Source organism: Paraconexibacter algicola (assembly GCF_003044185.1).
Lineage (GTDB): Bacteria > Actinomycetota > Thermoleophilia > Solirubrobacterales > Solirubrobacteraceae > Paraconexibacter > Paraconexibacter algicola.
Window position 1 is genome coordinate 1 of record NZ_PYYB01000003.1, and the last position, 26,260, is coordinate 26,260.

31 protein-coding genes and 1 pseudogene are annotated in these 26,260 nt (G+C 72.3%); 7 read left to right on the top strand and 25 right to left on the bottom strand.

Features of this window, described 5'->3' with window-relative positions; all coding sequences use genetic code 11:
• Together C7Y72_RS23440 and C7Y72_RS23445 are read left to right on the top strand one after the other, a co-directional pair.
• Positions 1–702 (top strand): annotated as a pseudogene (locus tag C7Y72_RS23440) (hypothetical protein); the annotation flags it as partial.
• Between the two features lie 32 nt (positions 703–734).
• A complete protein-coding gene (locus tag C7Y72_RS23445) occupies positions 735–953 on the top strand; it encodes a helix-turn-helix domain-containing protein (RefSeq protein WP_158276905.1) in 219 nt (72 codons plus the stop codon).
• Between the two features lie 138 nt (positions 954–1,091).
• On the opposite strand, the gene C7Y72_RS22865 is transcribed toward C7Y72_RS23445, so the two are convergent.
• The 4 genes from C7Y72_RS22865 to C7Y72_RS17030 all read right to left on the bottom strand — a co-directional run bounded on the left by C7Y72_RS22865 (position 1,092) and on the right by C7Y72_RS17030 (position 3,967).
• Entirely contained in the window at positions 1,092–2,012 is a 921-nt protein-coding gene (locus C7Y72_RS22865; protein ID WP_146175427.1) for a hypothetical protein, read from the bottom strand.
• Entirely contained in the window at positions 2,009–2,554 is a 546-nt protein-coding gene (locus C7Y72_RS17025; RefSeq protein WP_107570407.1) for an RNA polymerase sigma factor, read from the bottom strand. Before C7Y72_RS17025 ends, C7Y72_RS22865 begins: the two co-directional genes overlap by 4 nt.
• Positions 2,555–2,672: 118 nt before the next feature.
• Positions 2,673–3,401, bottom strand: coding sequence for a hypothetical protein (locus C7Y72_RS22870; RefSeq protein ID WP_146175428.1), 729 nt, complete (start codon positions 3,399–3,401; stop codon positions 2,673–2,675).
• Complete coding sequence (locus C7Y72_RS17030) at positions 3,398–3,967, bottom strand: RNA polymerase sigma factor (protein ID WP_158276906.1); 570 nt, start codon at positions 3,965–3,967, stop codon at positions 3,398–3,400. The genes C7Y72_RS22870 and C7Y72_RS17030 overlap by 4 nt, the downstream gene beginning before the upstream one ends.
• Before the next feature lie 257 nt (positions 3,968–4,224).
• Here C7Y72_RS17030 and C7Y72_RS17035 point away from each other — a divergent pair, with 257 nt between their 5' ends.
• The 3 genes from C7Y72_RS17035 (at position 4,225) to C7Y72_RS17045 (ending at position 6,699) form a co-directional block, all read left to right on the top strand.
• Positions 4,225–4,791 carry an RNA polymerase sigma factor gene (locus tag C7Y72_RS17035; RefSeq protein WP_107570409.1) on the top strand — a complete coding sequence of 189 codons (567 nt, stop codon included), beginning with the start codon at positions 4,225–4,227 and terminating at the stop codon, positions 4,789–4,791.
• A 314-nt stretch (positions 4,792–5,105) separates the two neighbouring features.
• Positions 5,106–5,705, top strand: coding sequence for a hypothetical protein (locus tag C7Y72_RS17040; protein WP_107570410.1), 600 nt, complete (start codon positions 5,106–5,108; stop codon positions 5,703–5,705).
• Positions 5,706–5,904: 199 nt separating this feature from the next.
• Complete coding sequence (locus C7Y72_RS17045) at positions 5,905–6,699, top strand: hypothetical protein (RefSeq protein ID WP_107570411.1); 795 nt, start codon at positions 5,905–5,907, stop codon at positions 6,697–6,699.
• Here the strand turns inward: C7Y72_RS17045 and C7Y72_RS17050 are convergent.
• From C7Y72_RS17050 to C7Y72_RS17115, 14 genes are all read right to left on the bottom strand, one after another.
• Entirely contained in the window at positions 6,680–7,135 is a 456-nt protein-coding gene (locus C7Y72_RS17050) for a hypothetical protein (protein ID WP_107570412.1), read from the bottom strand. The genes C7Y72_RS17045 and C7Y72_RS17050 overlap by 20 nt on opposite strands.
• A 58-nt stretch (positions 7,136–7,193) precedes the next feature.
• Positions 7,194–7,568, bottom strand: coding sequence for a hypothetical protein (locus C7Y72_RS17055; protein ID WP_107570413.1), 375 nt, complete (start codon positions 7,566–7,568; stop codon positions 7,194–7,196).
• Positions 7,522–8,586, bottom strand: coding sequence for a hypothetical protein (locus tag C7Y72_RS17060; protein WP_107570414.1), 1,065 nt, complete (start codon positions 8,584–8,586; stop codon positions 7,522–7,524). Before C7Y72_RS17060 ends, C7Y72_RS17055 begins: the two co-directional genes overlap by 47 nt.
• 173 nt (positions 8,587–8,759) lie before the next feature.
• Complete coding sequence (locus tag C7Y72_RS24010; RefSeq protein WP_233243913.1) at positions 8,760–8,903, bottom strand: ribbon-helix-helix domain-containing protein; 144 nt, start codon at positions 8,901–8,903, stop codon at positions 8,760–8,762.
• Positions 8,904–9,030: 127 nt separating this feature from the next.
• Entirely contained in the window at positions 9,031–9,282 is a 252-nt protein-coding gene (locus tag C7Y72_RS17070) for a hypothetical protein (RefSeq protein ID WP_107570416.1), read from the bottom strand.
• 34 nt (positions 9,283–9,316) lie between these two features.
• On the bottom strand, positions 9,317–10,588 hold the full coding sequence (locus C7Y72_RS17075) for a tyrosine-type recombinase/integrase (RefSeq protein ID WP_158276907.1): 1,272 nt from the start codon (positions 10,586–10,588) through the stop codon (positions 9,317–9,319).
• Between the two features lie 427 nt (positions 10,589–11,015).
• Positions 11,016–12,131: a response regulator gene (locus tag C7Y72_RS17080; RefSeq protein WP_107570418.1), complete on the bottom strand. Its 1,116-nt coding sequence runs from the start codon at positions 12,129–12,131 to the stop codon at positions 11,016–11,018.
• Positions 12,128–13,354, bottom strand: coding sequence for an HDOD domain-containing protein (locus C7Y72_RS17085; RefSeq protein WP_107570419.1), 1,227 nt, complete (start codon positions 13,352–13,354; stop codon positions 12,128–12,130). The genes C7Y72_RS17080 and C7Y72_RS17085 overlap by 4 nt, the downstream gene beginning before the upstream one ends.
• Positions 13,351–14,988, bottom strand: a complete 1,638-nt coding sequence (locus tag C7Y72_RS17090; RefSeq protein WP_158276908.1) for a two-component system sensor histidine kinase NtrB — start codon at positions 14,986–14,988, stop codon at positions 13,351–13,353. The genes C7Y72_RS17085 and C7Y72_RS17090 overlap by 4 nt, the downstream gene beginning before the upstream one ends.
• A 113-nt stretch (positions 14,989–15,101) precedes the next feature.
• The gene (locus C7Y72_RS17095; protein ID WP_107570421.1) at positions 15,102–15,758 is read right to left on the bottom strand and encodes an HD domain-containing protein; all 657 of its coding nucleotides are present in this window, start codon (positions 15,756–15,758) and stop codon (positions 15,102–15,104) included.
• 5 nt (positions 15,759–15,763) lie between these two features.
• Entirely contained in the window at positions 15,764–15,979 is a 216-nt protein-coding gene (locus C7Y72_RS17100) for a hypothetical protein (protein ID WP_107570422.1), read from the bottom strand.
• A gap of 38 nt (positions 15,980–16,017) precedes the next feature.
• Positions 16,018–16,821 (bottom strand): hypothetical protein, encoded by an 804-nt coding sequence (locus C7Y72_RS17105; RefSeq protein ID WP_146175429.1) that lies wholly within the window; start codon positions 16,819–16,821, stop codon positions 16,018–16,020.
• Positions 16,822–16,917: 96 nt separating this feature from the next.
• Entirely contained in the window at positions 16,918–17,700 is a 783-nt protein-coding gene (whiG, locus tag C7Y72_RS17110; protein ID WP_107570424.1) for an RNA polymerase sigma factor WhiG, read from the bottom strand.
• Between the two features lie 19 nt (positions 17,701–17,719).
• Positions 17,720–18,655 (bottom strand): tyrosine recombinase, encoded by a 936-nt coding sequence (locus C7Y72_RS17115; protein WP_107570425.1) that lies wholly within the window; start codon positions 18,653–18,655, stop codon positions 17,720–17,722.
• Between C7Y72_RS17115 and C7Y72_RS17120 the strand changes: the two genes are divergently transcribed.
• Positions 18,654–18,968, top strand: a complete 315-nt coding sequence (locus C7Y72_RS17120) for a hypothetical protein (RefSeq protein ID WP_107570426.1) — start codon at positions 18,654–18,656, stop codon at positions 18,966–18,968. The genes C7Y72_RS17115 and C7Y72_RS17120 overlap by 2 nt on opposite strands.
• Positions 18,969–19,010: 42 nt before the next feature.
• Here C7Y72_RS17120 and C7Y72_RS17125 read toward each other — a convergent pair whose 3' ends face one another.
• Positions 19,011–20,051 (bottom strand): L,D-transpeptidase family protein, encoded by a 1,041-nt coding sequence (locus C7Y72_RS17125; protein WP_146175430.1) that lies wholly within the window; start codon positions 20,049–20,051, stop codon positions 19,011–19,013.
• Between the two features lie 129 nt (positions 20,052–20,180).
• Complete coding sequence (locus C7Y72_RS17130; protein WP_107570428.1) at positions 20,181–20,753, bottom strand: hypothetical protein; 573 nt, start codon at positions 20,751–20,753, stop codon at positions 20,181–20,183.
• 25 nt (positions 20,754–20,778) lie between these two features.
• On the opposite strand from C7Y72_RS17130, the gene C7Y72_RS17135 reads away from it, so the two are divergent.
• The gene (locus tag C7Y72_RS17135; RefSeq protein ID WP_107570429.1) at positions 20,779–21,696 is read left to right on the top strand and encodes an alpha/beta hydrolase; all 918 of its coding nucleotides are present in this window, start codon (positions 20,779–20,781) and stop codon (positions 21,694–21,696) included.
• Between the two features lie 27 nt (positions 21,697–21,723).
• On the opposite strand, the gene C7Y72_RS17140 is transcribed toward C7Y72_RS17135, so the two are convergent.
• Genes C7Y72_RS17140 through C7Y72_RS17160 form a run of 5 tightly spaced genes read right to left on the bottom strand, consistent with a single transcriptional unit; the run spans position 21,724 to position 26,129 of the window.
• Positions 21,724–22,341, bottom strand: a complete 618-nt coding sequence (locus C7Y72_RS17140; protein WP_107570430.1) for a hypothetical protein — start codon at positions 22,339–22,341, stop codon at positions 21,724–21,726.
• A 12-nt stretch (positions 22,342–22,353) separates the two neighbouring features.
• Positions 22,354–22,605 carry a hypothetical protein gene (locus C7Y72_RS17145; protein WP_107570431.1) on the bottom strand — a complete coding sequence of 84 codons (252 nt, stop codon included), beginning with the start codon at positions 22,603–22,605 and terminating at the stop codon, positions 22,354–22,356.
• Between the two features lie 43 nt (positions 22,606–22,648).
• Positions 22,649–23,461 carry a bifunctional hydroxymethylpyrimidine kinase/phosphomethylpyrimidine kinase gene (thiD, locus tag C7Y72_RS17150; RefSeq protein ID WP_233243914.1) on the bottom strand — a complete coding sequence of 271 codons (813 nt, stop codon included), beginning with the start codon at positions 23,459–23,461 and terminating at the stop codon, positions 22,649–22,651.
• 14 nt (positions 23,462–23,475) lie between these two features.
• Positions 23,476–24,615: a DNA-processing protein DprA gene (dprA, locus tag C7Y72_RS17155; protein WP_107570432.1), complete on the bottom strand. Its 1,140-nt coding sequence runs from the start codon at positions 24,613–24,615 to the stop codon at positions 23,476–23,478.
• Positions 24,612–26,129, bottom strand: coding sequence for a YifB family Mg chelatase-like AAA ATPase (locus C7Y72_RS17160; RefSeq protein WP_107570433.1), 1,518 nt, complete (start codon positions 26,127–26,129; stop codon positions 24,612–24,614). Before C7Y72_RS17160 ends, dprA begins: the two co-directional genes overlap by 4 nt.
• Positions 26,130–26,260 lie beyond the last annotated feature (131 nt).

Genomic DNA, 26,260 nt, shown 5'->3' on the forward strand with positions numbered 1-26,260 from the left:
GCACGTCTGAACATCCTTCCCGCTGCGCCAAACGGCACAGCCATCAGATGTCCATCAAAGCGGGGGAACTCCAAAGGCCACCTCGACCACGGCTACGCCATGACCGCCCACCGAGCCCAGGGCGCGACCGTCGACCGCACCTACGTCCTCGGGTCGGACGAGCTCTACCGCGAATGGGGCTACACCGCCCTCAGCCGCCACCGAGACGCCACCCGCTTCTACCTGTCCGGGTCGCCGGCCTTCCTCAACGACGCCCCCGCCCCACTCTCCGCCGATCGCGACGCAGCCCGGGCCGTCACCGACGCGCTGGAGAGCAGCCGCGCCGAACACCTCGCGCTGACGCAGGTACGGCGCGACTACCGCGAACACAAACACGACCGACTCCTCGCGCGACTCGAGGACGCCGCGCAGTGGCGCGACCAGCTGCAGGCCCAGCGCGACGCCACACCCTGGTACCGCCGCAGCGACGCCCAAGACCTCGACGAACGCCTCGCCATCGCCCAACGCAACGTCGAGACCCAGATCGGCCTGCTCACCGACAACGAAGCCGACCTCGCCGAACGACCGCCACGCCAAGCCCCACCCCTCACCCCGGCCCGCGACCCCCTACCCGACCTCGACGACCACCGAAGCCCCGGGCTCGGCCGCGAGCTGCCGACCCCCGACCTCAACGACGACCTCGGACCAGACCTCGGCTTCTAACCCACCCCCGACCCAACCAGAAGGAGCACCACATGCCCCCGCGCAACCCTGACGACTACGAGCAGCCCGAACTCCCATTCGACGAGCCGCTCATGAACGCCGAAGACGCAGCCAAGCTGCTCTCCGTCAGAACCTCATGGGTCTACGAAGCAACCCGCGACGGCCGACTCCCCCACATCCACGTCGGCCGCCACATCCGCTTCATCAAAGCCGACCTCCTGCACTGGATCAACCAACAACGAGCAGCGTGAGCCCACGCCCTTCGCCAGAACGCGTGGTGCCGCGAATCAGCGGCATCACGCTTGCGGATCTCGCGCGAGACAGAAGCGCAGGACGCGCGGGGGTAGTCCCGCTGGGACCCGCCTCGCCGAGCGACGCGCTTGCGACTGTTAGAACCCGGGAGGTGGTGAGCAGCCCTGTTTCGGACGCCGGTGTCCCGGGCGTATGCGTCCGAACCAGTCGCCGCTGCTGCACGTCAGGCCGTTGCGGTAGGTGACCTTGAGACCGACTTGTTGAGTGCCGGCATCGCTTGCGCGCAGCACGAATAGGAATTCTCCGTCGGGGCCGGGCTTCATTGAGCGGGTGATCCGACGGTTGCTGATCGTGACCTTGACTGCTTGGCGGCCTGCGAAGCCGTACTTGACGATGCGTCGTCCGCTTTGGTCGCAGAGCGGCTTGCCGCGTAGACGACGCCGTGTTTCCGGTGAGGATGTCGCGCGTTTGGGGCGGAATAGCAGGCAGCCGCCGATCGGCGTTTCGATCGAGCCGCTGTAGCCACTGGCCGGTGTCGGGGCGCCGCCGGCGGAGAACAAGAGCTGGCCGTCGGCGAACGTTCCGGAGCAGTGTCCTGTGCTCGACGCCAGTTCGGGCTGCGGGTGGAATTTGCCGTCGTTGTTGAACAGCCCGTCGCGGCCGACCACGCCAAGCTTCCCGTCCTGCACCCGCGCGCGCCGAACGCATCGGATCGGGCCGGCCGCCGGCACTTGGCTCCCAGCGATTGACCCACGCGTCGCGTCGAAGACCGCAATTCCCCAGGGCGGGCCGCCATCGGGGTCGGGTACCCGCAGTGAGAGGACGACGCTCGATCCAGGCTTCAACTCGCCGACAGCGTCGTTCTTGGACTCTTGTGGAACGGGGTCACCGGTATCGAGCACGCCTGTCACGGCAGCGGTCGCGCCTCCGGCGACCAGGAGCGCTGCGAAACCGGCTAGGAGCGGCGCGGTCCTACGGCGAGCGCGGGGCGCAGGCGCGAGTTCGAGCCGTTCGGCTGCGCGCCGGAGCTGGTGTTCGAGGTCGGGAAGACGGCTCATCGGTCGGTCTCCAATCGCTGGCGGAGGGCGCGCAGGCCGCGGCTGACGCGTTGGCGCACGACGCTCTCTGAGCACCGCAGCTCTTCCGCCAGGTCGTCGTAGCTGAGTTCCTGCAGCACTCGGCCGGTGACGGCGCGACGTTGGTCCTCCGGCAACTCGCCAAGCGCCTCAATGGCGGCGGTCTCGCTCAACTCGTCAATACGCGCCAGCGCCCCGTCGTCCAGAACCAGCGGCTCCATCTGCAGCCGGCGCCGTGTCTCGTCATCGACGCGGCCGCGCTTGAGGCTCAAGGCGAGCAGGTTCCGGGCGATGCCGAAGAGCCAGCTACCGACGTCCCCGAGGGCTGGGTCAAACCGCTGCCGTCCCTCAAGCGCTCGAGCGAACGTCTCCGCGGTGAGATCCGCAGCCAACTCGGAACTCCCGGTGCGTCGCAGGAAGAAGGACAGGACCGCGTCTTCATGCCGACGGTAGAACCTGGCGAAGTCGCGAGCGTCGCCACGCAGCAGGACCGCGCTCGTGTCATTCCCAGATGCCGGGTCCATCTCTCCTCACTTATCCCGCGGCCGTGCTTTGTGACCGTCCGGCGAGCAAAGTTCTTGACCCCACGCTCGCTGGCAGGCGGCTAAGGGGACGCTGCTACTCCGGGCCGGCGCGCGAAGTTCAACAGCCCACCGGCGGAAGTCGGTGTTTGGCCTTGCCGATCTGGACGGTGTCAATCGGCTCGTCGGTGGCGAGGACGAAGCTGTTGCGGCTCACGCTGGCGCGCGCCTGCTCGACTCCGGCGCGGCTCGCTGTGACCTTTTTGACTCCATCAGGCACGATCCCGGCGAGTCGACGGTGTTGCGGATGCGCGGCGCTCTTGTTGCACTGTTCGACGATGAAGCCACCACGCTTGCCGATGGTGGCTGTCGGGTGGCAACTGGTGCTGAAGCCGCGACTCGTCGTCTTGCGCTGGTAGAGCCAGCAGGTCTCGCGATCGGTGGCGCGCAGGTAGATGGCACCTCTTGCGCCGCGGTAGCCGCGGACGTAGGTGTACTTCGGGCGACGGACGCGGTCGGCTCTTGTGGGGTTGCGCAGGACCGCAAAGAATCTCTTGGCGTCGGTGATGGGCGCCTGCGCGTTGCGTTGCTGTTGGTACCGCCGACGGACAGCTGGAGACAGTTCGCGTGCCGGAACCGTAATCGTCTTCGAGCGCAGTGGCGGATCGTCAGGATCGTCTGGGGCCGCCACCCCAAGGACCCCGGCGACCGCTACCCCTGCGATCGCGATCGCGAAGACCGCGGCAAGGGGGCCTAGGCCCCAGCGCCACCACGTGGCCTTGCGTGGAGCTTGCGCTGCTGCGGCTCGCAGGAGCTCGGCGCGAAGTCGGTCTTGGGGGTCTCGCTTCATCGGTGCTCCTTCAGGCCGGCGCGCAGGGTGCGTAGTCCGCGTGACACGCGCTGACGCACGACGCTGGGCGAGCAACGCAGTTCACGCGCGATGTCTTCGTAGGCGTGCTCGTCGATCACCCTGGCGACGACGGCCGCAGCCTGCTCGGGCGGAAGCCCCGCGAGGCCAGCCGCCAGCGTCGCCTGCTGGTTCAGGCAGACGCGCTCTAGACGTTCAAGATCCCTGTCCCAAAGATCCAGGGGCTCCATGCCGAGCCGGCGTCGAGTTTCGTCACTGACTTCGCGAGTGCGATACGCGTCGACGAGGAGGTTCCTCGCGATCGTGAACGCCCACGACAGCGCGGAACCCTTGCGTTCGTCGAATCGACTCAAGGACGCGAGCATCCGCGCGAACGTCTCCGCCGTGAGGTCGAAAGCGAGCTCGCCATCTCGGACACGGCCCCGCACGAAGGCCAGGACCGAGCCGAAATGCCGGTCGTAGAACACACCGAACGCCTCGACATCGCCGTCCGCCGCCCGGGCGAGCAGGTCCTCGTCGCGCTGAATAGCTAGTCGCCGCTTACCCACAACGATTCGTACGGACGCGGGCGTATTTTGTGACGCGCCACCACGAGAACCCACCGGCTCGCTACCGCTTGGAGGCGATCAACGCCCGCTTCCGCGAATCCAGTTCCTGACGGTCCCCATATGCCGAGCTAGATTCCGCGAGCCGCAGCCGCATTGTCTTGAGAGACCGCAATCGCTCCCTGACGCGTGGGCAGGGTCCGCGCTCGCGAGCCACGGGTTGGGAACCGAAAGCCCGGCTCGAGCGTTGCAACAAGTTGATGACCGACCGGGACGACATCCAGATGCTTCAGCGGTCGGTCACACAGCCGACCGCCTTCGACGCGCTGTTCGTCCGGCACCATGCCGCGATCCGCCGATACCTGGCAGCGCGAACCCGCGATCTCGCCGTCGCGGAGGACCTCGCCGCCGAGACGTTCCTTCGCGCGTTCGCCGCGCGCGCGACCTTCCGCGATCAGGGCCACGGCGTGCGGGCGTGGCTCTTTCAGATCGCGACGAACCTCCTGCGCGATCACGCCCGCAGTAGCGCCCGCCGAACGCGTGACCCGTCGCTGGATCTCAGTCAAGGCGGCGATGCAGCCCCTCCAGCGCTTCCCACCGATCCCGCCCTCGAAGCCGTCCTGCGGCAGCTCCCGCACGAGCAACTCGAGGCGCTGCTCCTCCACGCCTGGGCTGACCTCACCTACCAGGAGATCGCGACCGTGCTCGACGTCCGGGTCGGAACCGTCCGTTCGCGCCTGCATCGCGCTCGCGCGCACCTAACCCGGGCCCTCGCCGCGCCCGAGCACGTTCATCCCACATCGACGCCGCAACGGAGTTCCTCATGACCGGTCACGATCTCGATCGCCTCCGCGCCGCCTACCCCGAACTCCCCGACCTCGAGCCGCCCCCCAGTACGCAGGAGCGGCTCGACACGGCGTACGAGCGCGCCGGGCGTTCCCCCGCCGTCGGCCGATCCTCGCGCCGGCGCGGAACGATTCGCCTCTCTCGGCGGACGGGGCTCTTCGTCGGCGTGGCCGTCGCGGTGAGCGGGACTGCGGTAGCAGCGACCGTGGGCGGCTGGCGCCCGCAGCTCGGATCACCCGATCAGGGCGAACGCCCGCGCCCGTCGACCTCCGATGTTCCCGCGGAGCAGCTCGCCATGCTCGCCGTGCTGCGTCGCCCGCAGACCGACGCCGACCGCGGACCGATCGTCGAGCAAGCCCTCAAGCGCATGGACCGCTCGACCGTCGACGGCGTCCACGTCGACGCCATCCGCGTCATCCACCAAAGCGCCCGCTCCGCCACCATCCTCATCCCGGCACAGCGCACCGGACCGGACGAGCCGAACCTGCCCAACATCCGATCCGAAGACGTCCTCTGCCTACAGACGTTCTCCTACACCCGCCCCCAGACCTTCACCAGCGGCAACAAGACCATCCGGCTCCCCGGCGGCCTCCAAGGCGGCGGCACCTGCGGAACCACCGAAGCGCTACGCACCACCGGCATCCGCACCGGCATCGGTCCCGGCCGGATCAGCAACGCGCCCATCGACTACGTCAACGGACCCCGCACCCACTACGCGACCGTCGTCCCCGACGGCGTCGCGAAGGTCACCGTCAATCTCCGCCGCAAGCGCCAGGTCACCGTCCCCGTCCGTGACAACGTCTACCGCTTCTCCGTCCCCGGGATCGCCGCCGAGTTCGGAACCATCTGGTACGACGCCAACGGCAACCGCATCGACCACAGCCAGCGCCCCTAGCCCACGGGGACACAGGCGAGGCTCCTGCTCTCCGCGCCGAGCAGCACCGTCGTGTCAGGTGACCACGGTCGAGGGAGCGGCGTCGGCGCAAGCGTGGTCCTGGAGGCGACCTGAGACTCATGACCGACGAACGCCTTGCGCCGAGTACGGAGGTACTGCTTGCTTCCAGATGGTCCGGTAGGGATGCGAGGCTGCAGCGGTGACGAAGGAAACGGGGAAAAAGCAAGCGGGCGGCGACGCGGGGCGTCCGTGGTGGCACTGGACCCTGGGCTTCGTGGGCGGGGTGGTCATCATCGGTTCAGCAGTCTGGTTCGGTCTCAGCCAGTACGTAGACGGGCTGAAGCCGTGCGAGGTCACGACGGCGAAGGACGTCGAGACCACGAAATGTGCGCCGCCTACGGTCACCGTCCTGCTTCCCGTGATCCTCGTCGGACTCGGTCTGCTGTTCCCCTTCCTCGACGAGATCGAGGTCCCCGGCTTCGCGAAGTTCAAGCGCCGCCAGCTGCGTGTCGAGGGAGAACTGGAGACTCACCGCAGCGTGCTACTTGGCATCCCCGACCAGCTCGAGGCCGCCGCCGAACCTGGAGCGCAGCCGCCACCAGTCGCCGGCATCTCAGACGAGGCCCTCCTGCTGCAGATCTGGAACTCCGCGCTAGGCCCGGCGCAGCAACTGCGGGCCTTCGGTCTCACCCCGGGCACCGTCACCGAGATCCAGACAGCGCTCGATGACCCCACCGCCGAGGCGGAGCTTGCGCCGGTCGTCCGGGACCTTGTAGCGAGGCTGCGCAAGGTCGGCATCCGCGACGCCAACGCAGCCTGGAACTGGGCACAGACTCACCGCCGGCGTCTCGAGCTGCTGTCAGCCGCGGTGGAGTCCGTCTCCTCCAACGCCGCGAGCGCAGAAGCGGTAGCGGAAGCCCTGGCTGTCGCCCACGAACTCGCGACGGCCCTCGGCACAGCCGCCGGTTCGGCGCCTACGTCGCCCGGATCGTGAGCGCCGCTGCGAGGTCCTCGGCGAAATCTATGTAGTCCTCGTCTCGCGCAAGCGACGGCAGGCTCACCAGCAACGCGTCTGGGTCGACCCGGGCCCGGTCCGCGTCGACCTCCGCGAACTGACAGGCGTTCTGCCAAAGGGCGCCTAGCGGCCCGTCTAGGCGTGCGAGTCCCTCGAGGTGCAGGTGATCGGCAAGCCACCGTGCCTCGTCAGCCTCAGTACTCGGTGGTACGCGTCCGTCGGGCAGCGTGAGACCCCGCAGGAGGGCCGTCGGATAGCTGCCCCGCCCCACGTCGGGAAGCAGGAGGGCGAGCAGCGAGGATTCGCGCGCGGGCTCCATGCCATTGACGCCGAGGCGTCGCAGCAAGGTGAGCCCGAGGTGGGCGAAGTCCTGGCCAGGGAGTGGAGTCGGGTTGGTGTCGGGGGGCAAGGTCACGGCGAGGGGTACGCGAACCTACCGGCGCGGTGGAGCGGCGAGGAAGCTTTGTTACGGGTCAGCGCAAGTAGTAGGCGGCGACCTCGGTGCTGGGTTTCTCCGGATCGAGGAGGTCAGCGTCGCAAGACGTGCACGAGTAGTCGTCTCCCGAATCACGCTTGTGACGGAACTCGTCTAGCGGGTGCAAGGTTGAGCATCGCGGGCACTTGGCGTGGTGGCGGGAGTACAAGGTGCCACACGTCACATGGCCTTCGAGGATGCGGGTGGTCGTGTCCTCACCGATGCGCAAGCGCCGGGCGACCTCGCTTGCCTCGATCGGCTGCCCTTGGGTGCGGGAGTCGAGGTGGCCCTCGACCTTCGCGATCTCCTCGGAGGGTGCCAGGCCGTCAGATCGCAAGCGCTCGGAGGCGAGCGAGAAGGAACTCGAGTTCATCAGCGGAGACCGGTCGTTTGAGGTTGACGCGGTCGTACTCGGCCGCGATGTCAGTGTGCAGTTCCAACCGCAGCACGGCAGCGGCTGGGATGCCACCCTCGCCGTTCGGGCGCCACCAGCAGTTGCCACGCGCGGCGACCCCGTGCTTACGGAGGAGGGCGAGCGCGTTGACGACGTCGGCGTGATCAGCGACGACGCTCTGATCGCTTGCGCGCGAGCGATGCGTGGACCGGACTCCGCCGGTGTCGTAGTTGACGCCCTGCAGCCGGGTCTCGCCCTTGACGCCGCCGTTCTGCTCAGTTTCGGCCTGCACGTGGAGCTTATGAACAACGGAGGAAAGCGCGAGCGGCACGAAGTGGCCGAACGGCAACCACGGCAGCAGGTCAAGGAACTGGGTCAGGACTTCGCCGTAGTCGCTGTCGCGGCCGAGCTGGCCGATGTGCAGGTCCGCGGTCCCGCTCAGCACGTTCCAACGTAGCCGCACCCATGCGCGGATCTGAATCGTCTCGTAGACCACCGCGGTCATACCATCGGCCACCTGCGACTGCAGGCGGGCCTCTTCATCGTGGTTACGACGGCGTGTCGTGCGCCGGCCCGCGGCGGTGATCTCGAAGACCGTGCCGTCGTGGCTGACCGACGCGAGGGACAGATCGCGTGGGGCAGCGATCGGTTCGTCCATGCCTAGAACGTCGTGGCCGTCCGCAGTCAGCTTGCGACGGACCTCGGCTGGATCCTTCCAGAGGTCGTTGACCGTGGAAGGAACGGTCGACGGCCACACATGCTGACGCCCGAGGAAAGCCTGCTCGGCAACGAACCGCACAAGCTTCGCGTAGTCGACCTTCGCGTTGCGCAGGCCTTCTCGCACGGCGTTCTCGAGCTCGTCGGCCTTCGAGCGCCTCGACACAGAGAGACCAGAGATCGTCTTCGCGAAGTCGTACTTCTGATCGCGATTCAACCGATCGAACTCAATGAGCACGAGTTCCCGCTCGCTTGCCTGGGCTGCCGCTCCGTCGGTCACCCGGAAACCGTAGCCACGTCCGCGGACATTCCTAGGGCCGGACGGAAAGCTGGCTCAGCGCCTCAGTGCCGACGAGTCTTCCGCCCGACTCGTTGCATGGGAGCTGCCCGCCCGGAGTGCGACCGATGCGGATATCTCGCTCCTCACCGAGCCGATCCGCGAAATGCGAGCGGCTAAGCGACGTCGAGATACCGGCGCAGCGCCTCACGGATGACCGCCGAGGTCGTCGCGTCGTCCTGCTCGGCGCGCTCCGCAAGGGCCCGACGCAGCTCCGGGTCCAGCCGCACGGACTCGACGGTCGCTGCGGCTGTCCCCATCGGCGGCCGACCGCGCCGCCGCTCGAGGGTCTCGTCGACGTCGTAGCCCTTCTCGGCGTCCGCGGCGAGCTTCCCGATCAGCTCGTCGGTGATCGGCGTTCCGGACTTCGTCTTGCCGTACTTGGGCTCAGCGATGGTCAGGCTCCCGGGAGGAGTCGGTGGTACTTCGCGCGCATCGGCATCGCGTGAAACGCCAGGTACGTCCCGTCGCCGCGATCGAGGGCGACGACCTCGAGCAGTCGGCCGTCGCGCGCCGGCCCGTGTAGAGGCGGGCGTCGTTGTCTTGCTCGTCGGTGGCGATCGCGTTGGCCATGGCGTGCTCGACGTCCGCGTCGGCGATCCCGTGCTTGCGGACCGCCTGATGGATGTCGACCGTCAAAACGTACTACGAAAGTCGGGGACCGCCAACCGCGTCATGCCGCCTCCACCTCGTCGTGCTCCGGGGCCATCGCCGCGGCGAACGCGTTGCCGAACCGTTTGGCGTCGTCGCGCCGCGGGCGCAGGTGCATGTAGCGCTCGGTCGTGACGAAGCTCGCGTGGCCGGCGGCGAGTTGGATCTCGAGCGGCGCGATCTTCGGGTCGCGCGCGAGCACGCTGGCGAACGTGTGCCGCAGGTCGTGGAAGGTCAGCAGCACCATCTTGTTGCCGCGCGGCTTGCGCCTCGTCACACCGGCGTAGTCGCGCGCCTTGCAGAACCGCGCGGACAGCGCGTCGATGTCGAGCTTGTCGTCGCGGCCCGTCCCCGGGAAGACCAACTCGTTGGACCACTTCGCGTCGTCGGGCGCCAGGCGCGCGAGGATCTGCGCGACCTGCGGCGCCATCGGGATCGTGCGCACACGCTTGCCCTTCGGCACCGCCCGCTCTCCCGCGCTGATGCTCTCGCTGACGTGGATCGTCATCCCGTCGAAGTCGATGTTCTCCCACCGCAGGCTCACCAGCTCGGCGCGGCGCAGGCCGGCGAACGCAGCGAGGGTGATGATCTCCTCGTCGAAGCGGCTCGCAGCCGCCCGATGCTGGAACTGTTTGCAGTCGCAGAGCTCGAGGTGGATCGCTTTCGCGGCGCGCGCGATCGCCAGGACGTCCTCGACCTCGAAGAACGGAGCCTTGCCCGTCGGCGGTTCCGGCGCCTTGCGAATGCCCTTCGACGGATCGGGGACCGGGGCGAACTCGTCCATGCCGTCGCCCCAGTTCACGACGATGCGGAAGACCGTCAGCTGCGCGTTGGCGCTGCGCGGCGACAGCGACTCGCGGATGCGCACCCACCACGCGCGAATCTCGCGTCGCTCGATCCCGCGCACTGGCTGCTCGCCGAACTCGGTCATCAGCGGACCGTCGGACCGCAGCACCGACTCGTAGTTGCGCAGGGTCGACGGCGCCCAGTCGCCCTCCGCGCGATGCCACTCCAGCCAGGCCTGCGCGACCTCGCCCCACGGCGCGCCGCCGAACGGGCTCACCGTGACGACGCGGCCCTCGTAGATCGCGCGCGCCTCGCGACGCGCTGCGACGAGCGTTTCCTCGAGCAGCCCGATCGCGTCGCGCTTGCGCAGGTGGCCGGCCGGAGGCTCGCCGCTCTCCCCCGTCCAGTCCATCCCGAGCTTGCGCTTGTGCTGCCCGTTCGCGTCCCGCCACTTCATGTACCAGGCCGTCCCGCGCTTGCCCTCGCGGCGGAACACGTGTCCGCTCACGGTGCTCATACGGGGTGCAATCGGCCTGCTCATCGCCCCTAAACTGAAGCACAAATTTGGTCCCCAATTTGGTCCCGAAACGGGTCCCCGAGGGGTCTGAGACAGCCTGATCGAACCCGAGGCAACCCCATCAATACTGGGCTTCCTGAACCCTCAAGTCATGGTTGAGGCTTTGCCATGCAGAAGGTCGAGAGTTCGAGTCTCTTCAGCCGCTTGACGAAAGCCCCGCCCCGGCGGGGCTTTCTCGTTGCTCGGAACACGTGGTCCCCAAACTCGGGGCCGCGTTCTCGGACGCCGGCCGGCGAGCGTTCGGTCACGGACGCTCGCGTCGGCTCCGATGGTGCAGCTCCGCCGGCGCGAAGGCGTCCGACGCCTCGGCCCGAGGTCAATCAGCGGGCACCGCTCCGAGGCACGTCGCCGCTCCCGGTCAGGCCGCCGCGTCCTCGTCCTGCGACGGCGCGTGCACGTAGGCCCGCAGGCCGCGATGGCGCGCGGCGAGATGCTCCAGGCGCAGGGTCATCGCCGGCGTCACGCGCACGCCGCGAGCGATCAGCAGCGTCCCGTCGGGCAGCCGCACGTCCTGCGCGATCGTGCTGCCGGCGGGGATCTCGGCGAGCCCGTGCTCGAGCAGCAAGGACTCCTGCCGGGCACCGACGGCCGCGGCGAGCGCGTCGAGCACCGGCTCGGCGATCGCGCCTTCCGCGCGCAGCACCGCGACCGCGTCGGCGGGCGCCAGGCCGATGCACAGGAGGTCCAGGGCGACCGCGCCGCGCAGCAGGCTCGCCGCCGGTCCGAGCTCGCCGGAGGGCGGGTCGAGCGCCGCGACGACCGCGTCGAGCCGCGGGATGCGGCGCAGCATCCGGCCCGCGGCACGGACCGCGCCGACGACCGCGTCGCGGTCGGCGGGCTCGAGCGCCCGGCTGTCGGCCAGCCGGGCGGCGGTGTCGGCCGGCAGCGCGAAGGTCCCCAGCTGGCTGAGCGCGGCCGCGGTCTGCAGCGTCCACGTGTCGGTCAGGCCCAGGGACGGCGCGGCGTCGAGCACCAGGGTCGTCAGCCGTGCCGCGCGGCCCTGCGCCACCGGATCGGCGGCACCGAGCACCTCGGTGAGGACCTCGGTCGCGCCGCGGACCGTGTCCTGCAGCACCCGGTGCTCGGAGATCCGCTCACGGTGCCGGCGCACGCCCGCCTCGATCGCCGCCAGCAGGACGTCGCGGGCGACCGGCTTGGTGAGGTAGCGGAAGACCTGACCGTCGTTCACCGCGCTCGCGGCCGCCGCCGCGTCCGCCTGTCCGGTCAGCACGATCCGCGTGACGTCCGGCGCGCGGTCGCGCGCCATCCCGAGAAAGCGCGCACCGTCCAGGACCGGCATGCGCATGTCGCTGACGATCACCTCGACCGGCTCCTCGTCGAGCACCCGCAGGCCCTCGAAGCCCTGGCTGGCGGTGTGGATGCGGTAGCTGCGGCGCAGCATGTCGCCGAGCGCCTCGAGGACCTGCGGCTCGTCGTCGACGCAGAGGACGACCGGGCGATCGTGCTCGCTCATGCCGCACGCTCCGGAGCCACGGCCCCACCCAGCTCGGCCCACAGCCGGGTCAGCGCGTCCGGCAGCTCGGGCACCCCGACCGGCGCGTCCGCACCCCACACCGCGGGATCACCGTGCCGGTAGATCGCGGTCGTCCCGGGATCCTCGAGCCGGTGCGCCAGGCGCTCCGCCAGCGCGACGGCCCGGACCAGCGGCGGGCCGCTCGCCGCGTCGGGCGCGTGATGGCACGCGACCGCCTCGACGACGGCGGCCGGCAGGCCCCACAGGGCGAGCAGCCGCCCGCCCGTCGCCGCGTGGCACGCACCGCGCTCCCGTGTCTCGACCTCGTGCAGGGCCAGGCCGGCGTCGGCTGCGGCCAGCAGGCGTGCACGGTGCGCGTCGCGGTCGGCGCTCGCCAGCAGCAGCGCGCCGACGTCGTGCAGCAGCCCGCCGGCGAACGCCGCCGAGCCCAGCTCGCGGGCACCGACGACGTCCCGCGCGATCCGGCCGGTGAACCGGGCGTGCGCCTCGAACGCCTCGAGCGCCGACGAGGGCAGCCGCGGCCCGGCGACCGTCAGGACCCCGTGCTCCAGCGCCACCGCCTCGACCGTGGACACCCCGAGGAACGCGATCGCCTCCTCGAGTCGCACGATCGTCCGCGGCACCCCGAAGTACGCGGAGTTCACCAGGCCCAGCAGCCGCGCGGTGAGGATCACGTCGCGGGACGCGATCCGGGCCAGCTCGGCCGCACCCGTGCGGTCGTGCGCCAGCGCGTCGCAGAGCTCCAGCACGACCTGCGGGGCGCGCGGCAGCTCACCGATGCCCGTGACCGCGAGCCGCAGGCCCTCCTCACGCAGCCGCGCGCGCACCTCCAGGCTCTCCTGCACCGCACGGGCGATCTCCGGCTCCGCGCAGGGCTTGCCGAGCACCCGGTGCGCCACGAGCCCCGCCCGCGTCGCGTTGCGCGGCTCCACCTGACCGCTGAGGATGATCCGCACCACGTCGGGGTGGCGGCGCTCGACCTGCTCCAGCAGCGCGACGCCGTCCGTGCCCGGCATCCGCACGTCCGTGACGATCACGTCCACCGATCCGGCGTCGAGCGCCGTCAACGCGGCCGCCGCCCCGTCGTGGAAGCTCATGTCCCAGCGGTCGCGGCGGCGGCGCAGCAGATCGCGCAGCCCCTCGAGGATCTCCGGCTCGTCGTCGACGAAGACGATCCGCACACGGTCGGTCGTGGCGCTCATCGCGGGCCCCCGACCGGCAGGCGGACCTCGACGCACGTGCCCTCCCCGGGCCGGCTGGACATCGTGATCGTCCCGCCGTGCATCTCGGTGACGATCCGGTGGGCGATCGCCAGGCCCTGCCCCGTCCCGACCCCGACCTCCTTCGTCGTGAAGAACGGATCGAACACGCGCGGCAGCGTCGCCGCGTCCACCCCCACCCCGTCGTCGACGACCTGCACCACCGCGGTTTCGCCCTCGCGGCGGGTGCGCACGGTCAGGGTGCCGTCCCCGGCGCGCCCGGTCGCGGCGATCGCCTGCGCGGCGTTCACCACGAGGTTGAGGAACACCTGCCCGAGGTCGCCGGGGCTGCAGCGGACCTCGCGGTCAAGCGCCAGGTCGGTGACGACCTCCGCCACGTGCCGGTACTCGCTGCGGGCCACGACCAGCGTGTCCGCCAGCATCCGGTCCAGATCCGCCGGGGCCAGCTCGCCGGACGGTCCGCCGGGCGAGAACCGCTTCATCGCCCGCACGATCGTCGCGACCCGGCCGACCCCGTCGGCGATCCGCTCGTGGGCCCGCGGCAGGCGCGTGCGCAGGTCGTCGAGGTCGACGCGCTCCTCCGCCGCCCGGACCGCCGCCTCGTCGACCGTGCACGCCAGCGCACGATGGTGGTCCAGCACCCCGACGAGGTCCTCGTGCGCGTCCTGGAGGAACGCCGCGGTGTCCCCGATGAACTGGATCGGCGTGTTGATCTCGTGCGCGATTCCCGCCGCCAGCTGCCCGACCGCCTCGAGCTTGCGCGCCAGCTGCAGCTCGCCCTCGGCACGCGCGTGCTGCTGCTGGGCGAGGACCCGCTCGGTGACGTCGAGCAGCACGCCCTGCGACACCACGGTCGCGCCGCTGCCGTCCTCGACCGCCGCGAGCTCCTCGCGCACCCACACGTCGTGGCCGTCGGCGTGCACGAGCCGGTACTCGATCGCCCGGTGGTCCCCCGGCTCCAGCGGCCGGTCGGCGTGCGCGACGACCCGGTCGCGGTCCTCCGGATGCAGGCGCGAGCGCCACAGGTCGCTGGCCCCGAGCCAGCGCCAGTCCGGGAAGCCGGTCAGCTCCTCGATCTGCGGCGACGCGTACTCGACCAGGCCGCCGAGCCCGCCGCTCGTGCCCACCGTCAGGTACACGACGGCCGGGAGGTGCTCGACCAGCCGCTGGTAGCGGCGTTGGGACGCGCGCAGCGCGGCGCGGCTCTCGGCCAGCGCCTCGACCTCCAGGCGCCGCACGCGGCCCGCCTCCTCGGCGTCCCGCAGGGCGTGGCGCTCCGCGCGCGCCCACGACTCCAGGCGCTCCTCGCGCAGCGCCAGATCGGTCACGTCGTGCAGCTCCACGACGGCGCCACAGCCCGACGGGTCCGGCCAGGCCTCGAGGCTCCAGACCGCGGTCCGACCACCGGTCGCGGTCCGGCGCTCGTCGGTGCACCGTGTGTGCTCGCACGCGCTGCGGCTCCCGAGCGCGAGCGCGCGCGCCGCCTCGTCGGGATGCGCGGACGCCCACGCCAGGTAGGCGGGCGTGGCGGCGAGCAGCTCGCCGTCGGCGGTCACGTGGACCAGCGGCACCGGGAGGGCGCGCCAGACCTGGTCGGGGATCACGAGCTCGGGCACACCCCTCCATCGACGCGCACGCCCGCGCGCATGCACGTGCGCGCCGCGGGGTCGACGGACGGACTGCCGCGCGCCTCACCAGTCGCGGGCGCCGGCTCGTACGGACGTCCGGGTCAGGCCTCGCCCTGCCACTCGTCCAGGAACCGCTCGACGAACGCCTCCATGAACGCGTGGCGCTCGTCCGCGATCCGCCGGCCGGTGGCCGTGTGCATCCGGTCGCGGAGCAGCAGCAGCTTCTCGGGGAAGTGGTTGAGCGTCGCCCCGCTGGAGGACACGTAGGCCTCCGCGGTGTCGTGCAGCACGGGCGGGTCGTCCGGGTCGTACATCAGCCGCCCGGCGTGCCCGCCGTACGCGAACGCGCGGCCGATCCCGATCGCCCCCATCGCGTCGAGCCGGTCGGCGTCCTGCACGACCCGGCCCTCGAGCGACGGCATGTCGTCCGGCACGCCCGCCCCCTTGTAGGAGACCCGGCCGACGATGTCGGCGACCCGGTCGGCGAGCGCGGGCTCCGCGCCCGCGTCCAGGAGCCAGGCGCGCGCGGCGCGCGGGCCGGCGTCGAGGTCGCCGTCGTGGAACTTCCAGTCGGCGATGTCGTGCAGCAGCGCCGCCAGCTCGACCACCACCGGGTCGACGTCCTCCCCGCGCGCGATCAGGCGCGCGTTCTGCCAGACGCGATGGACGTGCCACCAGTCGTGCCCGGAGCCCTCGCCGACGGACTGCGCGCGGATGTGCGCCGCGGCCGCGGCGATCAGCTCCTCGCCGGTCGCCACGCCGCTCAGGCGTCGAGCGGCGGGAAGTCGCCCGGCACGCGCGGCCGGCGACGGTCACGGATCGTGCGGACCGAGCCCTCGGGGGCGACCGCGCCGCGCGCGCGGCGCTCGGACTTGCGCCGGTCGACGATGACCTTCACGTTCGGGTCGTCGGCGTAGTAGGCCGTCAGCTTGTCCAGGAGCTCGTCGGCGAGCGCCTCCGGCACGACGCAGTAGATCATCGGCTTCCCTTCCCCACGGCGGTCATCGCTGCTGGAACCTACGCGACGCCCGCGACGCGGTGCAACTCGCCCGCGTCGTCCGCCGCCGCGTTGGGCGTGCGCTCCTCGGGCGTCAGCTCGTCGAGCTCCGCCCCCTGGCCGATCACGCGCACCCCGGCGGCCTCGTCGCCGAGGTCGATCTCGTACCGGTACCAGCTGAGCTCCCACCCGACCACGACCGACACGATGCTGCCCTCGGTCTGCGACGGGCGGGCGGACACGATCGGGGCGCCGAGCGACCGCGCCACGCCCGAGACGGTGCGCGGGTGCTGGCTGGCGTTGAAGACCTCGAGCGCCCGGGCGATCTTCAGCTCGGCGTTCGTCGGCACCGCGTGCACGCCGCGGGGCTCGTGGAACGCCTCCGCGTACGGGTCGGCGGCGGGCTGCGGCTCGGGCGCGGGCGGCTCGGGGTCGCGGACGATCGGCTCCGGGATGACCGTCCGGGTGTTCTCCAGCGGCTCCAGCGGCGGCAGCTCGTCCCACTCGTCCTCGGGCGGCTCGGCGGCGTGGTCGCCGGAGCGACCGCCGCGGCGGGCCGCCGGGGCGGGGCCGCCGTCACGCCGGGTGCGCAGCCGCGTCAGCAGGCCACGGGCGGCGCCCTCGCGCGGGCTGCGGCCGAGCGCGTCGTCGATGCCCTCGCGGATCCAGCCCTCGTGGACGGCGCGACCGGTGCACAGCTCGCAGACGGTGCGGCGGGTCCCGCCGTGCAGGAACACGTCGGAGTTCTCGCCGCGCAGCAGCGTGCGGCCGCACACGTCGCACGCTACGGAGGCCTGGGATGTCGAGATGGTCTTGCGGGTCACGCGGCGATCGAGGGTAGCAGCGGTCCCGAGCGGGCCCCGCACGACGCGGACCACCCGCCAGCTGCTACGCCGCCCCCGGTGAAGCGGCGCTGCGGGTCAGTCGACCTGATCGCTGGTGAGGCGCGAGCGCAGGCGCAGCACGGCCTTCGTGTGCAGCTGCGAGATCCGCGACTCGGTGACCCCGAGGACCTCGCCGATCTCGCGGAGCGTGAGGTTCTCGTAGTAGTAGAGCGCGACGACGAGCTTCTCCCGCTCGGGCAGGCGCGCGATGGCGTCGGCGACCCGGTCCTTCAGGTCGGTCTGGTCCATCACGGCGGCGGGATCGGGAGCGTCCGGGTCCTGCAGGGTGTCCAGGAGCGACACCTGGTCGCCGCTGGAGTCCGACACCGTCCAGAGCTCGTCGAGCGCGGCGATCGTCGAGTTGGAGATCTGCAGCAGCGCCGCCTGGAACTCGTCGACGGTCATCTCGAGCTCCTGCGCCATCTCCTCGTCGGTGGGCGCGCGCTGCAGCTTGTGCTCGAGCTTCGAGTTGGCCCGCTCGATCGCGCGGGCGCGGGCCCGCACGGACCGCGGCACCCAGTCCAGGGAGCGGAGCTCGTCGATGATCGCGCCCTTGATGCGCGTGATCGCGTACGTCTCGAACTTGATCTCGCGCGAGAGGTCGAATCGCTCGATCGCGCTGATCAACCCGACCAGACCGTAGGAGATGAGGTCGGCCTCCTCCACGTGCGCCGGCAGGCCCGACGCCATGCGACCGGAGACGTACTTCACCAGCGGCGAGTAGGCGACCACGAGACGCTCCCGGGCGCGCTCGTCCCCGGCGGTCTTGTAGCGCCGCCAGAGGTCCTTCAGTTCGATCGCTTTGACGTTCGTCTCCACCCTGGGTCTCCGTCTCGTGTCAGGCTCGCGGGTGTGCCCGCGCGTACGCCGTCCTGAGACGCGCTGACTCTACCCGAGTGTAGATCTGGGTCGTGGAGACGCTCGCGTGTCCGAGCATCTCCTGGATCGCGCGCAGGTCGGCCCCGCCGTCCAGCAGGTGCGTCGCGAACGAGTGACGGAGGGCGTGCGGATGCACCCCGCCCTGGACCTCGGCGAGCCGCACCCAGACGCGCAGCCGCCGGCGGACGTCCGACGTGCCGAGACGCCGGCCGGACTTCGAGAGGAACAGCGCCGGTTCCGCATCCGGCTCCGCGCCGGCGAGCGCGGGGCGGGCACGTTCCCGGTAGCGGGCGACCGCGGCGAGCGCGGCCTCCCCGGCAGGCACGAGGCGGGTCTTGCCGCCCTTGCCCTCGACGCGGACCTGCTCGGCGTCGAAGTCGATGCTCGGCAGGTCGAGGGTGACGATCTCCTCCGCGCGCAGGCCGCACGCGTACGCCAGCTCGAACATCGCCCGGTCGCGGAGCTCCAGCGGGGTCGACGTCGGGATGCGGTCCAGGAGGGCGGCGATCTCGGCGGGCTTCAGCACGGTCGGCAGCGTCCGCGGTCGCTTCGGGGAGGCGACGAGGTCCGCCGGGTTCTGCTCCACGAGGCCGTGCTCGCGCAGGGACCGGAACAGGGAGCGGATGGCCGCCAGCTTGCGGGCGACCGTCGTCGGTGCCGCCCCGTCCTCCCCGAGCTTCGCGGCGTAGCGGCGCAGCGCGCGGTGCTCGACCTCGCGCGGCTCGAGCCCGGCGGCGGACGCCCAGCGCGCGAACTGCTCGACGTCGATGCCGTAGGCGCGCCGGGTCTTCTCGGCCGCGGCCCGGCCGCGCAGCTCGCGGTCGAGCAGCAGCAGCGCCTGCTGCCAGGCGGGCGGCAGCTCCGCCGGGGAGCCGGTCGTATCCTCAGAGGACATGGGTCGCTTCTACATCCACACGACGGACGGTCACATCGCCACCCAGAAGCAGCTGGTGGAGGCGGGGCTGGCGACCATGGACGACGATCCGGCACGTCCGTGGTTCCCGATCAACGCGCCGATCGACGCGACCACCATGTGGTACGCGGCGATGCGCAAGCAGGAGAAGGGTGTGTACATCGGCACGTTGGTCTTTCGCCACCAACCGCACCACACCCTGCTGCTCGAGAAGGGCTGGGAGGAAGTGCCCGTCGAGGAGATCGGGCTGCCGGGCACGACGTCGGAGATCAGCCCCGCCCCCGACCTGGGCTGACCGCCGGGCCGGGACCGTCGCCCGGCCGCGGGGCGACGGCCGTCAGGCGATGTAGATCGGGGCGCCGACCGGGACCCGAGGGTACAGGTCCTCGACGTCCTCGACGAGCATCCGCAGGCAGCCGTGGCTGGCGTTCGAGCCGATCGACCCGCGGTCGCTCGTGCCGTGGATGCCGACCCCGTCGTAGATGCCCAGCCAGCGGGACTTCAACGGGTTGTTCGGCGCGCCGCCCGGGATCACCTGACCGGCGAGGTCCCCGGCCCAGTCGCTGTTGGGCACCGTCCACGCCGGGTTGATCGCCTTGTTGGCGATCTTGTACAGGCCGGTCGGGGTCTCGTGGCCCTCGGAGCCGACCGCGATGCCGTACGTCTTCTCGAGCTTGAGGTTGCGGTAGACGCGCAGCTTGAACGTCGTGCGGTCGGCGATCAGCACGACCGGGTTCTTCTTCGCGAGGCTGGCCTCGGTGTTCTTGGGCTGGACCTTGCGGGTCTGCGCGACGAACCGGCGCTTCGCGGTCGCGGACACGATCGCCGCGCGGATCTGGCGGTGCAGCTCGCTGGCCCGGACCTCGAGGCCGACCTGGCCCTCGGTCTCCGACAGGCCGGCGGCGGTGAAGGTCAGCTTCGCGTCCTTGGCGGGACGCTCGATCCCCCGGCGCACGTGGTCGAGCAGACGCACGACGGCGGCCTTGGAGTACTCGACCTGCGGCTGCAGGTCCGCGCGGACCTCGCCGCCGGTGAGCCCACGGACCGTGCGGGCGAGGATGTTGCCGTCGCGGCTGCGACGGACCGCGTCGTCGACGAGGACGTCGAGGTTCGTGGCGATCCGCGCCTCGCGCGCCCCGAGCGTCCAGGTGCTGCGGTCGTGGTTGACGATGATCGGCGCCTTCAGCCGCGGCAGGAGGTCCTGCTCGAGACGGTCACGGGCCTGCGCGTGGGTCAGGCCGCCGAGCGGGACGCCGCCGACGCTGACGCCCTCGGCGATCGTGTCCTTGCGGGAGCTGTCGTAGGCGAACACGCCGCCGGTGACCCCCAGGAGCAGCACGAGGGCGAGGGAGACGACGAGGACGGGGCGAGAGCGCACGGGGAACAACCTGCCGGGAGGGGACGAACGTCCTGCACACAGTAGGGATCGCGGCCGACGCCCACCACCCGTGAAGCGTGCCGTGAGACGCAGTTGAGAGCGGCGCGACGCCAGATTTCGGCGTACGGGCTACGCGGCGCGCCGCCGCAGCGGCTCGAGCGCCGTCTCCAGGCGCTCCGCGAGGGTCGGCCAGTCCTCGGCGTGGACCACGCCCTCCTCCTCGACGACGTCGCGGTTCCACGGGTGCAGGATCGTCGCGGGCGTGATGCCCGCCTCGATCGCCTGCTGGATGTTGATCGGGCTGTCGTCGATGAGGACGTCGATCTGGATCTCGCGGCAGCGGCTGATCTTGTCGAACGAGCAGTAGAGCTCGTCGTGGCGCAGGCCGATCCGGTCGAGCCAGCGGGCCGTCGCGTCGTGGGCCGAGCTCGCCCGGTGGCTCGTGATGTGGATGAAGTGGCCGGCGGCGTGCCAGGCGTTGACCGCGTCGATCGCCCCCGGGTACGGGACGCCGGCGAGGATCGCCTCCTCGGTGTGCGTCTCGTCGATGCAGCACTGCAGCTGCTCGGGGCGCAGGCGGGTGATCCCCCAGTCGAGCTGCTGGTCGTACGGGAGGTCGATCCCGAAGCGGCGCTTGGCCGCCGCCGAGAGCCCGTCCCAGTAGTGGTGCAGCGTGGAGTCGATGTCGATCGCGATCCGCATGGCCTGCGGCGTACTGTAGAGCGGGATGGGACGGACCGGCCGCGTCGTGGACGCCGTGACGATCGAGCAGTACGGGCCGCGCGGGCGCTCCGCGTGGCTGGACGTCGACTGGTCGGCGCACCAGCGCTGGGTGGCGGTCGACGGCCGGGCGGTCAACGTCGTCGACCTCGGCGAGGGACCGGCCGTCGTGTTCGTGCACGGGCTGTCGGGCTCGTGGCAGAACTGGCTGGAGAACCTGCCGGACCTGGCGCGCGACCACCGTGTGCTCGCGCTCGACCTGCCGGGGTTCGGGGAGAGCGCGCCGCCGGCCGCGGGCATCTCGATCCCCGGGTACGTCGCGACGGTCGCCGCGGTCCTCGACGCCCTCGGGGTGCGGCAGGCCGACGTGGTGGGCAACAGCATGGGCGGCCTGGTCGCCGCGGAGCTCGCGCTCGCGATGCCCGAGCGGGTGCGCCGGCTCGCGCTGGTCTCCCCCGCCGGGATCAGCGCCGACGGGCTGATCGGCGACCGGGCGATGGTGGCGCTGCGCCGTGCCGAGCGGCTGATCGTCGGCTACAACCGGTTCTGGGCGGACCGCGCCGATCGCGTCAGCCGGCGCGCGGGGCTGCGCCGCCAGCTGCTGCGGGCCAGCGCGGCGCATCCGGAGCTGCTGCCCGCGGCGCTGGCCAGCGAGCAGCTGAGGGTCTCGGGCCGGCCAGCGTTCCTGGATGCGCTGGAGGCGATCGTGCGGACCTCGATCCGCGCTCGCCTGCCCGGGGTCGGCTGCCCGGCGCTGCTGGTCTGGGGGGAGCGGGACCGGCTCGTGCCGGTCGCGGACGCAGCGCGGTTCGCGCGCGCGATCCCGGACTCGCAGCTGATCGTCTACGCGGACACGGGCCACGTCGCGATGCTCGAGCGGCCCGAGCGGTTCAACGCGGACCTGCGCGCGTTCCTCGCGGACTGACCGCGTCGGCGCGCAGCGGGCGGTGGGTCAGGTGGCGACGCGCCCGGCGCGACGCAGCCGGGTGTTGCGGGCGCGCTCCCACTCGCTGAGGCGCCACAGGTCGCGCTGCACGGCCTTCGGGTCGACCTGGCGGCCCGGCAGGTGCATGTTCGCGCTGTCGAGCAGACGCCGCTCGTCGCCGGTGAGCGCCATCCACTTGGCGAGCGCGTCGTCGGAGTCGGGCAGGCGCGCGGAGCCGTAGGGCCGGGTCTCGTCCGGGAACGCGACGCAGTACTCGGCGAGCAGCCGCCGCGTCTGCGGCAGGTAGGAGACGACCGGCTTGTGCGGGTAGATCAGGTACGCGTAGGGCGCGCCGAACGCGACGGCGGCGTCGGAGCCCTGCTCGGGCCCGCCCGCGAGGCGCCCCCAGACCCGGATGAAGCCGAGGTCCCGGTACATCTCCCACTCCTCCTCGCCCACGCAGGACTTCAGGAGCTGGCGGGCGCGCTGCTCGGCGCGGCGTTCCCGGCCGGGGTCGTAGCCCTCGATCGCGGTGCGCTCGCGGCGGCGGCGGCGCTCCTCGGCCCAGCGCTCCCAACGCGGCAGCGTGATCTCCCACATGAGGGCGAGGATCACGACGGCGACGGCGAAGATGGCGAGGAGCATGCGCGTTCGGGATCAGTCCGCGCCGCCGGCGGCGCGCGGGAAGAAGATGACGCGGTCGGCGTCGCGCGGGATGTCCTCGAAGCGGCGGACCATGCGCGCCTCGCGGCGTCCGGCGGCGGCGGTGGTCGGCACGGCCGCCCACATGCCGGCGTCGAGCTGCGCCCGGAACTCCTCGATCAGGCGCTGCTCGTCCTCGGTGATGTCGACATCACCTTCGGCGAGGAGCACCTCGCCGTGTCCGGGCTTCATCCGCAGGAACCGCATCGGCCGCCGATTATGGCAAAGGGCACGAGCGCCCAAGGGCGGTTCACGCGCCCGGTGCCGTGCGCGAGCGGACGTCCAGGACGTCGACCGGCCCGGCGCCGGTGCCGAGGTCGCGCAGGCCGTGGGCCACCGCGTGGGCGGCGACGCGCCGCGCCGCCCGGGCCGCCTCGAGGGGGGCGTGGCCGTGCGCGAGGTGGGCGGCGAGCGCGGAGGCGTGCGTGCAGCCGGAGCCGTGGGCGGCCCCGTCGGGGTGCCGCGGACCGGGGATCAGCGTGGTGCCATCGGCGTCCTGGAAGACGTCGGTGGCCTCGTCGCGGTGGCCGCCCGTCACGACGACCGCCGCCGGACCGAGGGCCCGGACGGCCGCGGCGAGCTCGGCCCCGTCGAGCGTCGCATCGCCGGCGAGCGCCCGCGCCTCCGGCAGGTTCGGGGTGACGACGGTCGCCCGCGGCAGGATCAGCCGCACGAGCGCGTCGTGCGCCTCGGGGTCCAGGAGCCGCGCCCCGGACTCGGCGACCATGACCGGGTCGACGACGACCGGCACGCCCGCGGGGACGAGGTCGAGCGCCTCGGCGACGGCGGCGGCCGTCGCGGGGCTGCCGATCATCCCGAGCTTGACGGCGTCGACCCCGAGGTCGTCGACCACGGCACGGACCTGCTCGACGATGAACGCGCCCGGCACCGGGTGGACCGCGGTGACGGCCACCGTGTTCTGCGCGGTCAGCGCGGTCAGCGCGCTCGTGCCGTGGGTGCCGCAGGCCGCGAACGCCTTCAGGTCGGCCTGGATCCCGGCGCCGCCTCCGCTGTCGGAGCCGGCGATCGTGAGGCAGACGGGCGGGCGGCGCGGGCTGATCACGGGCCGCAGGCTACTCAGCGCACCACCACCGCGTACGCCCCGCCCGGGCTGCGCCGCAGCTCGCCGAGCAGCTCGAGCTCGCTGAGCGCGGCGAGCACCTCGAGCAGCCGGGCGGGGTCCCGCTCGATCGTCCCGGGGGTCGTGCGCCCGTCGGCGACCGCGTCGCGGACCGCCTGCAGGTGCGGCGGCAGCGCGGCCGCTCCACCGACCCGCGGCGCGGTCGGACCGTCGTGCGCCCGGCGCAGGTCGGCGAGGGCCTGCCCGAGCAGCCCGTCGAGCAGGTCGGCCGGCTCCAGCACGAGGTGGGCGCCGTCGCGCAGCAGCAGGTTCGTCCCGCGGCAGCGCGGGCTCGCGGCCCGGCCGGGCACCGCGGCGACGTCGCGGCCGAGCTGCATCGCGAAGTCCGCGGTGATCAGCGACCCGGACCGCTCGGCCGCCTCGACGACGAGCGTCAGGCGGGCCAGGCCGGCGATGATCCGGTTGCGGGCCGGGAACGCCCAGCGGAACGGCGGCGTGCCCGGTGGCAGCTCGGAGACGATCGCGCCGGCCCGCGCGACCCGCTCGCCGAGCGCGTGCTTGGTCCGCGGGTACGTGCGGTCCGCCCCGGTCGCCAGCACCGCGATCGTCGTGCCGCCGGCCTCGAGCGCGCCCTCGTGGGCGGCCGAGTCGACGCCGAGCGCCAGGCCACTGACGACGGTCACGCCGGCGGCCGAGAGCGCCCGACCGATGCCCCGGGCCATCTCGAGCGCCTCGGGGCCGGCGCGGCGCGCCCCGACGACGGCGACGCAGCAGGGCGTGGTGTCGGGGTCCGCGGTCCCGGCGAGCCGCTCCAGCGCGCCGGGGCCACCGCGGACGTGCAGCACCGCGGGCGCGGACGGGTCCTCGAGCAGCTGCCTCGGGTACCCGGGGTCGTGGCGGCAGACCACGGCGAGGCCGGCCCGTGACGCCTCCTCCGCCGCCCGCTCGGGGCGGAACGCGGCGTGGGCGGCCGCGAGGGCCGGGCGCCGCTCGCCCGCGAGCGCGGCGAGCAGCTGGTCGTCGTCGAGGGCGAGCACGTCGCGCAGCGCCCGCCGCGTGCGCGAGGCCCGCTCGAGGTGCGGGGCGAGCGCACCGAGGAGCCACGTGCGGCGCAGGCAGTCCGGGCACGCGCTCATGCCGCGAGCTCCTCGAGGTCGTGGCGCAGGCCCAGCGCCACGAGCACGTCGCCCGCCCGCACGTCGTCGCGGCCGTCGAGGTCCGCGAGCGTGCGCGCGAGCCGCAGCGTGCGGTGGCGGCCCCGGGGGCTCAGCCGCCCGGTCGCGTAGGCGCGATCCAGGTGCGCGTGCGCGTCGGCGTCGAGCCGCACGCAGTCGCGCACCGCTCGCGCGTCGAGCTCGGCGTTGCACGTCACGCCGGTGCGGGCGCTGCGCGCCTCCTGCTGCCACCGCGCCCGGGCGACCCGCTCGCGCACCGCCGCCGAGGTCGTCGCCGGGGGCGCCGACAGCTCGGCCTGGCTGGGCCGCGGCACCTGGGCGACGACGTCGAAGCGGTCGAGCAGCGGTCCGCTGATCCGCCGGCGGTAGCGCAGGTGGTCCGCCTCGCCGCAGCGGCAGCGGTCCCCGTCGCCTGCGTGCCCGCACGGACACGGGTTCATCGCCGCGACGAGCATGAAGCGCGCGGGGAAGACCGCGGTCTGCTGCCCGCGGATCACGACGACCCGCCCGTCCTCCAGGGGCTGGCGCAGCGTGTCGAGGACGTGCCGGGGGAACTCGGGCAGCTCGTCGAGGAACAGCACGCCGCGGTGCGCGAGGGTCACCTCCCCGGGGCGTGGGATGCTCCCGCCGCCCACGAGCGCGGACGCCGACGTGGTGTGGTGCGGTGCGCGGAACGGCCGCTCACGCGCCAGTCCGCCGACCCGCAGCCCGGCGACGCCCTGGATGCGGGTGACCTCGACCGCCTCCTCGCCCCGCAGCGGCGGCAGGATCGACGGCACGCGGCGGGCGAGCATCGTCTTCCCGGTTCCGGGCGGGCCGTTGAGCAGGATGTTGTGGCCCCCGGCGGCGGCGATCGTCAGCGCCTCGACGACCGCCGCGTGCCCGCGGACGTCGGCGAGGTCCAGCGGGCGGTCGGCGTCCGGCGCGGGCAGCTCCCGCGGCGCCGCCGGACCGCCGTCCACCGCCTCCCCGGCGAGGATCCGCACGACGTCCTGCAGCGTGCGCGCCCCGTGGACCGCGATGCCGTCCACGAGCGCCGCCTCGCCCGCGCTCTCGGCGCAGAGGATCAGGCCGGCGAGGCCGGCGTCGCGCGCGCCCTCGGCGACCGCGAGGGCGCCCTGGACCGGGCGCAGCTCGCCGCTGAGCGCCAGCTCCCCGAACACGCCGAGCGACGCGAGCCGCGCGGGCTCGACCTGCCCGCCGGCGGCGAGGATCGCGCACGCGATCGCCAGGTCGAAGCCCGGACCGTGCTTGTGCAGCGAGGCGGGCGCGAGGCTGACGGTGACGCGGTTGTCCGGGAACTTCAGGCCGCAGTTGCCGATCGCGGCCTGGACCCGCTCGCGGGACTCGCGGACCGCCCGGTCGACGAGCCCGACGACCGTGAAGGCCGGCAGGCCCGACCGCAGGTCCGCCTCGACGGTGACGCGCCGCGGGACGAGCCCGTCGACGTGGAAGGTGGTGACACGGCTGAGCACGCCGCCGACGCTAGGCGCGGTCGTCGTCGCGGCGCAGCATCGGATCGTGGCGCAACCGTGCCGATCCGGCCACGAACCCCGTGACATCGCGAGGCCCGCGGACAGATCCGGAGTTCCGGCACGGTCCCGTG

What these genes read in the sequence shown, in the direction of transcription:
- C7Y72_RS23445 (WP_158276905.1), top strand. Translation starts at nt 735, where the DNA reads ATGCCCCCGCGCAACCCTGACGACTACGAGCAGCCCGAACTCCCATTC.
- C7Y72_RS22865 (WP_146175427.1), bottom strand. Translation starts at nt 2,012, where the DNA reads ATGAGCCGTCTTCCCGACCTCGAACACCAGCTCCGGCGCGCAGCCGAA.
- C7Y72_RS17025 (WP_107570407.1), bottom strand. Translation starts at nt 2,554, where the DNA reads ATGGACCCGGCATCTGGGAATGACACGAGCGCGGTCCTGCTGCGTGGC.
- C7Y72_RS22870 (WP_146175428.1), bottom strand. Translation starts at nt 3,401, where the DNA reads ATGAAGCGAGACCCCCAAGACCGACTTCGCGCCGAGCTCCTGCGAGCC.
- C7Y72_RS17035 (WP_107570409.1), top strand. Translation starts at nt 4,225, where the DNA reads ATGACCGACCGGGACGACATCCAGATGCTTCAGCGGTCGGTCACACAG.
- C7Y72_RS17040 (WP_107570410.1), top strand. Translation starts at nt 5,106, where the DNA reads ATGCTCGCCGTGCTGCGTCGCCCGCAGACCGACGCCGACCGCGGACCG.
- C7Y72_RS17055 (WP_107570413.1), bottom strand. Translation starts at nt 7,568, where the DNA reads ATGAACTCGAGTTCCTTCTCGCTCGCCTCCGAGCGCTTGCGATCTGAC.
- C7Y72_RS24010 (WP_233243913.1), bottom strand. Translation starts at nt 8,903, where the DNA reads ATGGGGACAGCCGCAGCGACCGTCGAGTCCGTGCGGCTGGACCCGGAG.
- C7Y72_RS17080 (WP_107570418.1), bottom strand. Translation starts at nt 12,131, where the DNA reads ATGAGCGAGCACGATCGCCCGGTCGTCCTCTGCGTCGACGACGAGCCG.
- C7Y72_RS17085 (WP_107570419.1), bottom strand. Translation starts at nt 13,354, where the DNA reads ATGAGCGCCACGACCGACCGTGTGCGGATCGTCTTCGTCGACGACGAG.
- C7Y72_RS17100 (WP_107570422.1), bottom strand. Translation starts at nt 15,979, where the DNA reads ATGATCTACTGCGTCGTGCCGGAGGCGCTCGCCGACGAGCTCCTGGAC.
- C7Y72_RS17120 (WP_107570426.1), top strand. Translation starts at nt 18,654, where the DNA reads ATGGGTCGCTTCTACATCCACACGACGGACGGTCACATCGCCACCCAG.
- C7Y72_RS17115 (WP_107570425.1), bottom strand. Translation starts at nt 18,655, where the DNA reads ATGTCCTCTGAGGATACGACCGGCTCCCCGGCGGAGCTGCCGCCCGCC.
- C7Y72_RS17130 (WP_107570428.1), bottom strand. Translation starts at nt 20,753, where the DNA reads ATGCGGATCGCGATCGACATCGACTCCACGCTGCACCACTACTGGGAC.
- C7Y72_RS17135 (WP_107570429.1), top strand. Translation starts at nt 20,779, where the DNA reads ATGGGACGGACCGGCCGCGTCGTGGACGCCGTGACGATCGAGCAGTAC.
- C7Y72_RS17140 (WP_107570430.1), bottom strand. Translation starts at nt 22,341, where the DNA reads ATGCTCCTCGCCATCTTCGCCGTCGCCGTCGTGATCCTCGCCCTCATG.
- C7Y72_RS17145 (WP_107570431.1), bottom strand. Translation starts at nt 22,605, where the DNA reads ATGCGGTTCCTGCGGATGAAGCCCGGACACGGCGAGGTGCTCCTCGCC.
- dprA (WP_107570432.1), bottom strand. Translation starts at nt 24,615, where the DNA reads ATGAGCGCGTGCCCGGACTGCCTGCGCCGCACGTGGCTCCTCGGTGCG.